This is a genomic window from Nonomuraea guangzhouensis (assembly GCF_019396345.1).
Lineage (GTDB): Bacteria > Actinomycetota > Actinomycetes > Streptosporangiales > Streptosporangiaceae > Nonomuraea > Nonomuraea guangzhouensis.
The window spans coordinates 141,283-153,416 of record NZ_JAHKRM010000006.1 but is presented as its reverse complement, the minus strand read 5'-3'; the positions used below and the strand labels follow the sequence as shown (position 1 = coordinate 153,416).

The 12,134-nt window shown below is 70.9% G+C and carries 14 protein-coding genes; 5 read left to right on the top strand and 9 right to left on the bottom strand.

Annotation, left to right across the window (positions count from 1 at the left end):
- Window positions 1-15 precede the first annotated feature (15 nt).
- From KME78_RS13650 to KME78_RS13620, 7 genes are all read right to left on the bottom strand, one after another.
- A complete protein-coding gene (locus tag KME78_RS13650; protein ID WP_214640566.1) occupies window positions 16-366 on the bottom strand; it encodes a hypothetical protein in 351 nt (116 codons plus the stop codon).
- A gap of 126 nt (window positions 367-492) precedes the next feature.
- Window positions 493-1,131: a GntR family transcriptional regulator gene (locus KME78_RS13645; protein ID WP_219529227.1), complete on the bottom strand. Its 639-nt coding sequence runs from the start codon at window positions 1,129-1,131 to the stop codon at window positions 493-495.
- Window positions 1,128-2,033 (bottom strand): DMT family transporter, encoded by a 906-nt coding sequence (locus tag KME78_RS13640; RefSeq protein ID WP_219529226.1) that lies wholly within the window; start codon window positions 2,031-2,033, stop codon window positions 1,128-1,130. The genes KME78_RS13645 and KME78_RS13640 overlap by 4 nt, the downstream gene beginning before the upstream one ends.
- A gap of 19 nt (window positions 2,034-2,052) precedes the next feature.
- Window positions 2,053-2,430 (bottom strand): hypothetical protein, encoded by a 378-nt coding sequence (locus tag KME78_RS13635; protein WP_219529225.1) that lies wholly within the window; start codon window positions 2,428-2,430, stop codon window positions 2,053-2,055.
- A gap of 112 nt (window positions 2,431-2,542) precedes the next feature.
- Complete coding sequence (locus KME78_RS13630) at window positions 2,543-3,034, bottom strand: GNAT family N-acetyltransferase (protein WP_219529224.1); 492 nt, start codon at window positions 3,032-3,034, stop codon at window positions 2,543-2,545.
- Window positions 3,035-3,073: 39 nt separating this feature from the next.
- Window positions 3,074-3,433 (bottom strand): MmcQ/YjbR family DNA-binding protein, encoded by a 360-nt coding sequence (locus tag KME78_RS13625; RefSeq protein WP_219529223.1) that lies wholly within the window; start codon window positions 3,431-3,433, stop codon window positions 3,074-3,076.
- Between the two features lie 57 nt (window positions 3,434-3,490).
- Window positions 3,491-3,910, bottom strand: coding sequence for a VOC family protein (locus KME78_RS13620; protein ID WP_219529222.1), 420 nt, complete (start codon window positions 3,908-3,910; stop codon window positions 3,491-3,493).
- Window positions 3,911-4,041: 131 nt separating this feature from the next.
- On the opposite strand from KME78_RS13620, the gene KME78_RS13615 reads away from it, so the two are divergent.
- Window positions 4,042-4,557 (top strand): YciI family protein, encoded by a 516-nt coding sequence (locus KME78_RS13615; protein WP_219529221.1) that lies wholly within the window; start codon window positions 4,042-4,044, stop codon window positions 4,555-4,557.
- Window positions 4,558-4,598: 41 nt separating this feature from the next.
- Window positions 4,599-5,180: a TetR/AcrR family transcriptional regulator gene (locus KME78_RS13610; protein WP_219529220.1), complete on the top strand. Its 582-nt coding sequence runs from the start codon at window positions 4,599-4,601 to the stop codon at window positions 5,178-5,180.
- Window positions 5,181-5,248: 68 nt separating this feature from the next.
- Here the strand turns inward: KME78_RS13610 and KME78_RS13605 are convergent, their stop codons facing one another.
- The gene (locus KME78_RS13605) at window positions 5,249-5,821 is read right to left on the bottom strand and encodes a TetR/AcrR family transcriptional regulator (RefSeq protein WP_219529219.1); all 573 of its coding nucleotides are present in this window, start codon (window positions 5,819-5,821) and stop codon (window positions 5,249-5,251) included.
- 140 nt (window positions 5,822-5,961) lie between these two features.
- Here KME78_RS13605 and KME78_RS13600 point away from each other — a divergent pair, with 140 nt between their 5' ends.
- From KME78_RS13600 to KME78_RS13590, 3 genes are all read left to right on the top strand, one after another.
- Complete coding sequence (locus KME78_RS13600) at window positions 5,962-6,912, top strand: SDR family NAD(P)-dependent oxidoreductase (protein ID WP_219529218.1); 951 nt, start codon at window positions 5,962-5,964, stop codon at window positions 6,910-6,912.
- Between the two features lie 326 nt (window positions 6,913-7,238).
- Entirely contained in the window at window positions 7,239-9,209 is a 1,971-nt protein-coding gene (locus KME78_RS13595) for a S9 family peptidase (protein WP_308126934.1), read from the top strand.
- Between the two features lie 133 nt (window positions 9,210-9,342).
- A complete protein-coding gene (locus KME78_RS13590) occupies window positions 9,343-10,665 on the top strand; it encodes a glycoside hydrolase family protein (protein ID WP_219529216.1) in 1,323 nt (440 codons plus the stop codon).
- On the opposite strand, the gene KME78_RS13585 is transcribed toward KME78_RS13590, so the two are convergent.
- Window positions 10,641-11,975, bottom strand: coding sequence for an alpha/beta hydrolase family protein (locus KME78_RS13585; protein ID WP_219529215.1), 1,335 nt, complete (start codon window positions 11,973-11,975; stop codon window positions 10,641-10,643). The genes KME78_RS13590 and KME78_RS13585 overlap by 25 nt on opposite strands.
- Between the last annotated feature and the right edge of the window lie 159 nt (window positions 11,976-12,134).

Here is a 12,134-nt window from a genome sequence, read left to right as displayed (position 1 = left end):
CGGAATATGAACGGGCTAGTCATATTCCAGATCCGGCAGAGCGGACGGCGGGTCGGGGCTCCGCCAGACGACCACGACCCCGTCGTGCGCCGACTCGGCGGCGAGATTCAGCCGGTCAAGATCGAAATCAGGTAGGTAGCGGAGGCGGGCGAGAAACGTGGCGTCGGTGGCCGACCTGGGCACTACGCAGCCCTCGCCGTCGCGGTCGAGCAGGATGTAGAGGACATCCTCTCCCGACTCGGTCACCACACGGACCTCGACCACGTCCTCCCACGCAAGGGCTTCGACGCTCCCGTCCGCATAGTGACGGGTTACGCCCTCTTCCGTGACATACACGTAGGAGTCCGGCATCGCGTTGCCGTGCATGGCCGCGATTCTTGCGACATCTGGGGTTCCCCCGCAAGGGTTCGCGATTATGGGTGCGGATCTCCCTCGCGAAAGCGGCTCAGCAGGAGGTCAGGACGGGCCAGGAAGCGGGCTCGGGTGCGGCCTTCAAGAGGGGTGTCGTGTGTCGTCGCCCCACGAGTGGCCCAGGTGGGCGGCCACCGCGGCCTGGGCCGTCTCGGCGGGGCCGGCGGCGATCGCGTCGAGCAGCGCCCGGTGTTCGTTCACGAGCATCTCCCGGTCCTCGTAGACCTCGCGCAGGCGGACCAGGCCGAGCCGGGTCTCGGCGGCGAGCGTGCTGTAGAGCCGTTCTAGCCGCGGGCTGCCCACGGCCTCGATCAGTGCCTGGTGCAGCGCCATGTGCTCGGCCACCGACTCCGACCACGGCGCGTCGGCGGGCAGCGCGCCCATGCGGGCCAGCGCCGCCTCCGCCTCCGGCACCCGCCGTCCCGCCACCGCCGTGGCCATCAGGCCCTCCAGCGGCCTGCGTACGTACATGAGATCGTCGAGGTCCGCGATCGTCACCTCGGGGACATAGGCACTGCGATTGCGCTCGCGCCTGAGCAGCCCTTCGTGCACCAGCACGGCCAGCGCCTCGCGGACCGTGGGCCTGGCCACGCCGTAGGTGGCGGCGAGCTCCTGCTCGGGCAGCGCCGTGCCCGGCCCGATCTCGCCGGAGAGCACCCTGCGGCGCAGCGCGTCGGCGAGCGCGCCGACCGCGGACACGGGTCTGAACGGCAACGTCACGGCTGCGACTCTAACGCCTCCTCGGGGCACACCCTCTCGGACACCGAGCGTTCCCGTCTTTCTGGTACGGCCACCGCGACCAGGCTGATCGCCAGCAGGACGAGACCGGCGACCGACACCGGAGCCAGCCGCTCATCGAGGACCAGCAGCCCGAGCAGCGCGGCGACGGCCGGCTCGGTCAGGGCGAGCGTGGCGGCCGTGGCCACCGGAGTGGTGCGCAGGCCCCGGCCGTACAGGAAGTAGGACAGAGCGGTGGCCCCGAGGCCGAGGTAGAGGGCGGCGAGCAGCCCGCGCGGCTCGGCCAGCCACTCGGTGCCCCGCCAGAGCAGGAACGGCAGCATGATGACGGCGGCACCGCCGAACAGCACCCCCATGACCGCGTTCGACGGCGTGCCCGCGCTGATCGCCCGAGCGGCGGTGACGGCGTAGAACGCGTAGAGCAACCCGCCGAGCAGCGCGAACGCCACCCCGGACACCACCTGCCCACCCGCCTGCGCCCCGCCACCGACGATCAGCGCGGCGCACCCGCCGACCGCGGCGGCGGTGGCCGCGGCCCACCGCCTGCTCGGCCGCTCACCATGCAGCAGCCAGGAGAGCAGCCCGGTGAAGACGGGCCCGCTGCCGATCGCGACGACCGTGCCGATGGCCACACCGGTACGGGCGACCGCGGCGAAGAAGCACAGTTGGTACGCCGCCACGGCGACGGCGGCCAGCAGCAACCCGGGCGTGATCAGCGGGCCGCGCCTCGCCCCCGTCCAGGCGAACAGGGCCAGCGCCGCGCCGCCGATGACCAGCCGGGCGGCGGCCAAGGCGATGGAGTCGGCCGAGACGAGCAGTCCCGCCGTGCCGGCCGTCCCCCAGAGCACGGAGGCACCGACGACGGCGAAGGGTCCGTTCTTCATGCCCACCATTGTCAGACAACTAGACAATTTCGTCCAATTGCTGGTCGATGAACCGCCCGGCCGGGGCGGCCAGCTCGGCCGCGTAGTCGTCGAACACGGCGAGCCCGTCGTGGATGCTGGACGTGGTCTTACGCGGCAGCGCCAGCAGCACGTCGCCCTCGACGCAGACCGCCCCGTCGACGTGGAACGCGCCGTCGACGGCGGCGATGGAGACGGTGAAGCTGAGCTCACGGCCGTCGGGGAGGGTGAACGCGGTCCCGGTCCGGACACCGGCGGGCGGGAAGAAATAGGAGAAGGGCTCGTTCCTGACGAACGGATGGTGTAACTCGGCGAGGATCTCCGCCGCCCGGCTCAGCGCCGCCAGCAGGCCGGCCGCGGCCAGACTCTCGCCGTCCACCCCACGAGCCTAGATCAGCCCGCCCACCCATGACCAGGCGCAAAGCGCTTGGGGGTGCAGGTGGACATCCCAGCTGCCGTCGCACCACTGGCCGGTCGGTCGCGGCCGGTGGTCAGTCGGTGGCGAGGCGGGCGTGGCGTTCGACGTCGTAGCGGCGGCCGTCATAGCGGAGCTTCTGGCGTTCGATGCCCTCCGGGCGGAAGCCCGCCTTCGTGGCCACCCGGCATGAGGCCGGGTTGTTCGTACGGTGTCCCAGCTCCAGCCGGTAAAGGTCGCGTTCGCGGAAGGCCCAGCGGGTCAGCTCGATCATGGCCACCACCGCGACCCCCCTGCCCCTGGCCTCGGGCACCGTCCAGTAGGAGACCCAGCCGTTGCCGTGGCCGTCGATGCCCGTCACCGCGACGTTGCCCACGACCCGCCCGGAGAGCGTGACGGCGAAGGCGTGCCCGACGCCGGCCCAGCTCGCGATCCACCCCGTCGCGTCCTTGAGCGACACAATCGGCCAGGACGCCTGGCTGGCCATGTCGGGTGCCTGGAACGCGCGCAGCACCACAGGAGCGTCGTCCGCGCACCACTCGCGCAACTCGATGTCCGAACCTGTCACACTGCCCGAGACTAACGCCTCTTCCGCCACTTTTACGCCCTATTGCCCGATTTTGTGGGCAGCCTCGAAGGGGGCGACCAGCTCCTTGGGCGCCGTCAAGCACCACGCCTCGGCGACCAGCTCGAACAGCTCGTCGGCGTCGATCCGCTTGAGATGCACCACGACCCACCCGAACCGGCCGGCCGTGAACTGGACCTCGAACACCTCGGGCCGCTCGGTGACCAGCGCGATCTGCTCCTCGATCGTCGCCTTGAGCCCGACGGTCTCGGTCTCCTCCCACAGATAACCGAAGCCCTTGTCGCGCACCTTGAGGCTGACCCAGGTGCCACCGTGATCGCCCAGGCGCGCCTCGGGCAACTCGTCCAGCAGCTTGAGGAACTCGTCGACGCTCACACCCATGGTGTCTTGTGTAGCAAACCGCCCCGACACTTTCCTCCCGGCTGCGGCGACCGGGTCTCACTCGTAATAGCGGGCCTCGATCACGTTCCCGTCGAGGTCGGGGAAGTAGATCACGTCCGGTGCGATGCCCCTGGCGCCGAACGAGTTCGAGCCGGTGCCGGTGACCTCGACACCGTGCCTGGCCAGCCTGGCTTCGAGCGCGTCGAAGTCCGCGCGGCCGAACGCCAGGCAGAAGTGGTTCACCGGGTGACCGGCGCTGCCGCTGACACCGGTGCCCTCGTCGACGCGGTTCGCCGCGTTCTCAGGCATCAGATCGATGATCGTGTCACCGGAGACCCGCACACTGGGGAACGGCGCCTTGCCGTCCCTGAACTCCTCTGCACGTACCCCGGGCAGGCCGATGACCTGCTCGTAGAAGTCGAGCGCGCGAAGCTGGTCCGAGACCCAGCAGACGAGATGATCCAGACGCACGTCCATACAGACCTCCGGTAGCAGGGTGCCGGCCTCGTCCAATATCTGCTGCCCGACTTATCCCTGTCCACTTGTCGGTTTGTGAAGGGGCCGTCCGTCGGTGGGGTAGAAGCGACGAGAAAGAGGAAGTGATCCTGGTGAAGTACCTCCTACTGATCTGTGCAGACCCGTCCGTCGAAGTGAGCGCGGACGAGAGGTGCGCGGAAGCGTGGGTCGAGGAGATGGACCGGCGCCAGGTCCGCCTGGAGGGGTCCGCCCTGCGGCCCGCTTCGGAGGCGCGGGCCGTACGCGTGCGCGATGGGCGGGTGCTGGTCGGCGACGGGCCGTTCGTGGAGACGAAGGAGCAGGTCGGCGGCTTCGACATCGTCGAGTGCGGGAGCCTGGAGGAGGCCGTGGAGGTGGCGGCCAGGCATCCGGTGGCCAGGTTCGGGACCGTGGAGGTGCGGGCGTTCGTGGCTGACCACGCCGTGACCGGGGCCACCACGGAGGTCCTGATCCGGGTCGGCAACTCACCCGAGGAGGTGTGGGAGCTGGTCACGGACGTACTCAAGAACCCCGGTGACGCGACCGCCATCGTCGAGGGCCGGCTGGCCGACCTGCAGGCGAACATGACCAAGACCATCAGGGCGATGACCAAAACCGAGGCCGTTTAGCATCCAGAAAGCCTTCAGCCTGGCCCTATACTCTCGACGGCATGGGACGACCGCCTCGCCACGACGTTGACCGATTGCTTGACGCGGCCGCCGAACTGGTGGCCGCGAGCGGCCCGAGCACCGTCACCGTGGCGGCGGTCGCCCGCGCGGCCCGCGCGCCGAGCGGCTCGATCTACCACCGCTTCCCCAGCCGCTCCTCGATGCTCGCCACTCTGTGGCTGCGTACCGTCGACCGTTTCCAGGACGGCTTCCTGTCCGCGCTCAACACCGAACCCGCCGCACGTGCCGCCCCCGCCGCCGCGCGCCACGTCGTCGCCTGGAGCAGGGCACACCCACACGAAGCCCACATCCTGCTGTACGGCCCGGCCGACTTCGACGAACCCAACTGGCCCCAGGAGGCCCGCGACCGCCTGGAACGCAGCGACCGCCGGGTCCGCAACGCGGTTCGCGCCCTGGCCGAACGGCTGGACCGGCGCGAGCCACGGGAGGTCGAGCAGTTGTTCCTGGCCACGGTCGACCTGCCGTACGCCACGGTCCGCCGCCACCAGAGCCTGGGCCGGCCGATCCCCGCCTACGCGGAGGACCTCGTCACCAGCTGCGCCGCCACACTCATGAGGTCCTAGTGCGCCACGATCTTGCCGAACTGGGTGTTGGACTCCACGCCCTCACCCCGCGACGGGAGCGGTGAGCGTCAGAGCCCGCGGTAGCGCAGGCCGTCCATCAGCAGGTTGAGCATGCGGTCGGTCCTGTCCCGCTGCTCGTGCTCGGCGGCGACCAGCGCCACGCCGCCCAGGCTCGCCAGCACGTCCTCCGGCTCGACGTCCGCCCGCGTCGTCCCCGCGGCGGCACCGGCCGCCAGCAGTGACCCGATGGCGCCGACCAGCCGGTCGCGGCTCTCCGCGAACGGGTCGCCGCCGGAAGCGATGACCGCGCGCAGCGCGTCGGCCATGCCGCGCTTGGTCGTCATGTAGTCGACGAAACGGTCCATCCAGGCGCGGGTGGCCTGGTCGGGCGGCATCGTGCGCAGGAGGCTCGCCGCGGCCTCGCACAGCCTGGTGAGCTCGTTGCGGTACGCGGCCTCGACGAGCGCCTCGCGGGTGGGGAAATGACGATAAAGCGTACCGATGCCGACGCCCGCGTCTTTGGCGATCGCGTCGAGCGTCACCTCGGGGCCGTCGTGGGAGAAGGCGCGCACGGCGGCGTCGAGCAGCCGATCGCGGTTGCGGCGCGCGTCGGCACGCAGCGGTCGGGACCCGGCCTGCACGGCGTCTCCTGTCGAGTTCGGGGGGACAGTTGCTAAACGGAGGAGACTCCGAATACAGTGAAGCTTAGTGGAGGCTCCTCCGCTTCACATCGTACCGTCCGGAGCTCTCCCACCGCATCCCTGACAAGGACTGGGAAATCATGACTGCGAACACCCGCATCACCACCCCGTTCACCGCCCGATCCACCGCGGCCGAGGTGCTGGCCGGCGTCGATCTCACCGGCCGGCGGGCCATCGTCACCGGTGGGGCGTCCGGCATCGGCGTCGAGACCGCCCGCGCGCTCGCCGGGGCGGGCGCGGAGGTGACGCTCGCCGTCCGCAACCTCGACGCGGGCGCGGCGACCGCCGAGGACATCATCGCGACCACCGGCAACAAGCAGATCCACGTGGCCCCGCTGGACCTCGCCGACCGGAGCACGGTCACGTCGTTCGTGGCCGCCTGGGAAGGCCCGCTGCACATGCTGGTCAACAACGCCGGCGTGATGGCCTGCCCCGAGGCGCACACGCCCGACGGCTGGGAGCTCCAGTTCGCCACGAACCATCTGGGCCACTTCGCGCTGGCCACCGGCCTGCACGCCGCACTCGCGGCGGCCGGCGGCGCCCGCGTGGTGTCGGTCAGCTCCAGCGCGCACCTGCGTTCCCCGGTCGTCTTCGAGGACATCAACTTCCGGGACCGCACCTATGAGCCGTGGTCCTCGTACGGGCAGTCCAAGACGGCGAACGTGCTGTTCGCGGTGGAGGCGGCGCGGCGATGGGCGGACGACGGAATCACGGTCAACGCGCTGATGCCGGGCGGCATCCGCACGAACCTCCAGCGTCACATCAGCCAGGAGGAACTCGACCGGCTCATCGCCGCCGCCGTATCCTCCGGCTCCGGCGAGGACATGACGTGGAAGACCACCGAGCAGGGGGCGGCCACGTCGGTGCTCGCCGCCGCGTCACCGCTGCTCAACGGCGTCACCGGCCGTTACTTCGAGGACTGCGACGAGGCTCTGCCGAGCGACACGCCTCAGAGCCGCCGCGGCGTCGCCGCCTACGCGCTCGACCCGGCGTCGGCCGCGCGTCTGTGGGAGCTGTCGGTCAACGCCTGAGTTTTCATTACGGCAGGCATGGGGCACCCCCACCCGCCGTCCATGGCCGGCGTCTGTCCAGGGGAACGCTCCTCCGGTGGGCGGGGCCGGGCGCCGTTACGTGCGCCTGCTTGGCCGGTTCCCGCCTGTTAAGATGACCATTGGATCAGTCGATCCCAGCCGCCGGTGAGCCTCCCCGCGTGCTTCACTCTTCCCCATCGTTTCTGGTAATCCGCTGCAGAGTCTCCTTTATGGATACAAAAGGATTTCCAGCTCAGTTCGCCCGTACCCAGCGGTTCTCGCTCGGAGTGCCCCGTGCCTTCACCCTGTCGCCCGATGGGGGTCGGGTGGTCTTTCTCCGGACTCGTGGGGGTGAGGAGCGGGACAGCGGTCTGTGGGTCGCCGATGAGATGGGCGAGCGGCTGGTCGTGGCGCCGGGGGCGACCGGGGCCGTGCCGGAGGCGGAGCGGGTTCGTAGGGAGCGGGCTCGGGAGCGGGCGACCGGTGTGGTGGCCTATGCGGCCGATGCCGCGGTACGTACCGTCGCCTTCGCCGTCGACGGGCGGCTGTGGGCGGTGCACCTCGACGGTGGTGAGGCGCGGCCCGTCCCCACCGCCGGGCCGGTGGTGGATCCCCGGCCCGATCCCACCGGGAGCCGGGTCGCCTACGTGACCGGCGGCGCCCTGCACGTCGTCGAACTGGCCGATGGGCATGACCGGCGGCTGGCCGTACCCGATGACCCTGAGGTCGTCTGGGGGCTGGCCGAGCATGTGGCGGCGGAGTCCATGGACCGGACGCGCGGCCACTGGTGGTCGCCGGACGGCACCCGGGTGCTGGCCGCCAGGGTGGACAACCGTCGCGTGCGGCGCTGGTGGATCGCCGATCCCGCCGACCCGTCCCGGCCGCCGCGCGAGATCGCCTATCCGGCGGCCGGGACGGACAATGCCGAGGTCACGCTGCACGTGTTCGACCTCGACGGCGGCTGCGTGGAGTTGCGGTGGGACCGGGCCGCGTACGAGTACGTGACCGCCGTGAGCTGGGACGCGCATGGTCCGCTGATCAGCGTGCAGAGCCGGGACCAGCGCACGCTGCGGGTGCTGGCCGCCGATCCGGACACCGGTGAGACGGAGCTCCTGCACGAGCAGCGCGATCCCGCCTGGGTGCAGCTCGTCGCGGGCACGCCCGCGCGGACCGCGTCCGGCGCGCTGGTGCACACCGGCGACCTGGACGGCACCCGGCGGCTGCTCGTGGACGGCCGTCCGGTCACTCCCGAAGGGCTGCAGATCCGCTCGGTCGAGGACGTCTCCGGCGAATCCCTGCTCTTCACCGCGAGTGACGAGCCCACGGAGCAGCACCTGTGGACATACGACGCGGAACGCGGTCCCGTACGGCTGAGCGAGGGGCCCGGGGTGCACACCGGCCGGCGGGCGGGTGGCGCGCTGCTGCTCGCCTCGCACACCAAGGCCGGTCACTCGTTCCGTGTGGTCCGTGACGGACGGCCCGACGCGGAGATCGCCTCGCTCCAGGCGGAGCCGGTGCTCGTCCCGCGGGTCACGTGGCTGCGCGCGGGCGAGCGGGAGATCCGTACCGCGTTGCTGCTGCCGTCCTGGCACGAGCAGGGCTCCGGGCCGCTGCCGGTGCTGATGGCCCCGTACGCGGGACCGGCGATGCAGTTGGTGACCCGGGCCCGGCACTGGTGGCTGGCCGAGGCGCAGTGGTTCGCCGAGCACGGGTTCGCGGTGGTGACGGCGGACGGCCGCGGCACCCCGGGACGCGGCCCCGCCTGGGAGAAGACCGTCCATGGAGACACGCTCACCGCGCCGCTGGAAGACCAGGTCGTGGCGCTGCGGGCGGCCGCCGAGCACTGCCCCGACCTGGACCTGGGCCGGGTGGGCATCCGTGGCTGGAGCTACGGCGGCACGCTCGCGGCGGCGGCGGTGCTGCGCATGCCGGAGGTGTTCCATGCCGCCATCTCCGGGGCGGCGCCGAGCGACCAGCGGTTGTACGACACCCACTGGCGGGAGCGCTTCCTCGGCCACCCGGACGAGCAGCCGGAGAACTACGATCGCTCCTCGCCCATCGGCGACGCGGCCCGGCTGCGCCGCCCGTTGCTGCTGGTGCACGGTCTGGCGGACGACAACGTGGTGGCCGCCCACACCCTGCGGATGTCGGCCGCGCTGCTGGCGGCGGGCCGGCCGCACCAGGTGCTGCCGCTGTCGGGGGCCACGCACATGCCGACCGCCGAGGCGGCCGTGGAGGGGCTGCTGCGGCACCAGCTGGACTTCCTGCGTACGGCGTTGAACGTCACTTCCCGCTGACCCCACCGCCTTGGCCGGTCTCCGCACCCGGAGATCGGCCTCGGCCGGTCCAACAGCGGCTTGACAGGGCGATGGCAGCGGCCTGCCAGCGGGCCGCGCCATCGTGAGCGGACAACCTCCGAAGGGAAAGCTCATGACCTCGACAGACGGCATCCGGTTGGGCGTGGTCCGCGGCCTCCAGTACGGTCTGGTCGCCAAGCCCGGCACCTTCGCCCCACAGGCCCGCGACCTGGGCGCCGGACTGCTGCGGATGTTCTTCTACTGGTCCCAGCTCGAACCCGAGCCGGGCCGCTACGACTGGACCGCGGTGGACGCGGTCCTGGACCAGGTCGACGACGACACCGAGCTGTGGTTCACCCTCAGCGCGGCCTCGACGTGGGGCTCGACCAGGTCGACCGACTTTCTTCCCGGATCACCGCCCGTCGACCCGGCGGCGTACGAGGCGATGCTGCGGGCCCTGGTGACGCACTGCGCGGGCCGCGTGCGCTACTGGCAGTGCGAGAACGAACCGTCCATCCCGCTGTTCTGGGGCGGCACCGCCACCGAGTACCTCGACCTGCTGACCCTCTTCCACCGGGCGGTCAAGGGCGCCGACCCGCGGGCCGACGTCGTGCTCGGCGGCTGCCCGCCCGGCGTCTTCTCCAACCCCGAGACCCCCGACGAGGAGCGGGACTTCTTCCTGCAACTCATCGCCGATGGGGCCTATGACGTGTTCGACATCCATTTGTACGGCGACCCGTACCGGATTCCGGCCACCATCGACGGCATCCGCACCGCGATGCGCTCGCACGGGCACGAGAAGCCCATCATGGCGGGCGAGTACAACGGCCCACTCCTCCTCGACTACCCGGAGGTGCTGGAACACCTGTCCGACGTCTTCAGCTCCGGCGGCATGACCCCCTGGCACACGCTCACGACCGAGGACTTCAGAAAGGGCGGGCTGTCCCCCGCAACCGCCCGGGAGGCCATGAAGCGGCTGTACGCGCGGATGAGCGAGCTGCCGCCCAACCTGCAGATGTTCATGACGGGCTGCCCGCCGGAGCTGGAGGACAGGCGGCACCGGATCAACGCCCGCGAGCTCGTGGTGCGCAATCTGCTGGCGCTGTCCTGCGGCCTGCGGCGTACGGTCTGCTGGCAGCTCGGCCCGGAAACCCCGGAGCCCCCGCTGCCCGAAGACCATCTCGAACTGCTGCAGTTGATGTTCTCGAAGTTCGTGCTGATGGCGTACGACGGCGAGACGCTCGGCATCCGCCACCCGAGCGCGGACGCCTTCGCCGACCTGGCCGCGCGCCTCGACGGCGCCGAGAGCGTCCGCCGGGTCGAACTGCCCGACCACCCGGACACCTACCTGTTCGAGGTGATCCGCCCGGGTCGGCCGCCGCTCCACGTGAGCTGGGTACGCGGTGCGGAACAGGACATCGAGTGGAGCTCTCAAGGAAGCAGCAGCCCCCAGTAGAGGGCCCATGGGACGAACACCGCCCCACCGGCGAGCAGCAGACCGAGCCGTACCCTCTCCCCTCCCGGCACGGACGCGCGGCGCCGGCGCCAGGCCAGCGCCGTGCGGACGGTGGCGAGGACACAGGCCACCGCGAGGAGCTGCAACGCCACCCAGATCACCGGGTGACCCGCCACCATGGGCCCGGGAGCGGCCAGCTTGCCACCGGTCATGACCACGTAGAACAGGTAGCCGAACGCCCCGAGCACCACCCCGAACCCGCCCGCGCTCACCAGCCGGGCGGCCCTGGACACCGGTGCCAGGGAAGCGCGGCGAAGCCGCCGTACCAACGCGACCACCGGATACGCCCCGAACCCGACCAGGAACACCAGCAACGCCACCACCTGCGCCAACGCCGACTCCCACCAGGCCGGAGGATCCATCGGCACGGTGAACGACGCCTGCACGGGAGCCGGTCCGTTCGTCTGAGCCGTGCGCAGCTTGCCGTCCGTCACGTCTTTCACCCAGGACCCGACCAGGTCGGCGTAGCCGGGGGCGAGCGTCTTCAGCCGGGTGACGCCACCGTCAGGGGTCTGGTGGGCGGCGTGGTCGGCGCCCGGGAAGAACTGGAAGGTGTAGTGCCGATTCCCGCCCGCTTCGAGGGCCTTGGCGAACAACGGAGGGGTCTCCTTGGGCGGGGTCAGCAGGTCGTGCACGCCCCAGATGCCGAGAACGGGCTGGCGTACCGCGGCGATGGTCGGCGCGGGATCGTAGTAGGGCTCGGGGAACATCCCGCCGTCGGCGATCGCCGTGTACAGCCTGGGCTCGGCCCGTTCGACGAGCGACCCCGACACCCCCGCCTTACGCAGTCCGGCCGCCACGGCCCAGGTCTGCTGCCGCAGCGGCGCCAGCGCGTTGGCCCCCACGAGCACGATGAACGCGACCTCCGTCGAGCGGGACGCCGCGATCGGCACCACCCAGCCGCCCTCACTGAGTCCCCACAGCCCGACCTTCGCCGGATCTATGCCCGGCTGCGTCCGCAGTTTGGCCACGGCACCGAGCGCGTCGTCGGCCAGCTGCGAGTAGGACCGGTTGAACAGCGAGTACCCCTCGGATCGCTTGTCGTAGATCAGCACGGACAGCCCCCGGCGGGCGAACTCCACCGCCTCACCGAGCAACTGCGTACGAGGCGTTCCGGTACCCGCGCCGTGCACCAGAACGATCCCCGGCCGACCGGCCTTCGCCCCGGGCTGGGCCAGGACCGTGCCATGCATGGCGAGCCCGCCGCTACCCCGGAAGCTCACCTCGGTCGCCTTCAGATCAGCCGGCACGGCGAGCGGGGATGGGTCAGCGGCCGCAGCCGGCGTAAGGAGCGTCAGACACAGGGCAACAGCCACTGCCGCTCCGGAAAGAATCCGTCTCATATGCCGAACCTACTCTGCAGAGACATCTCGGCAAATAACTCTCTGCAGATATCGTTCTGCAGGAGG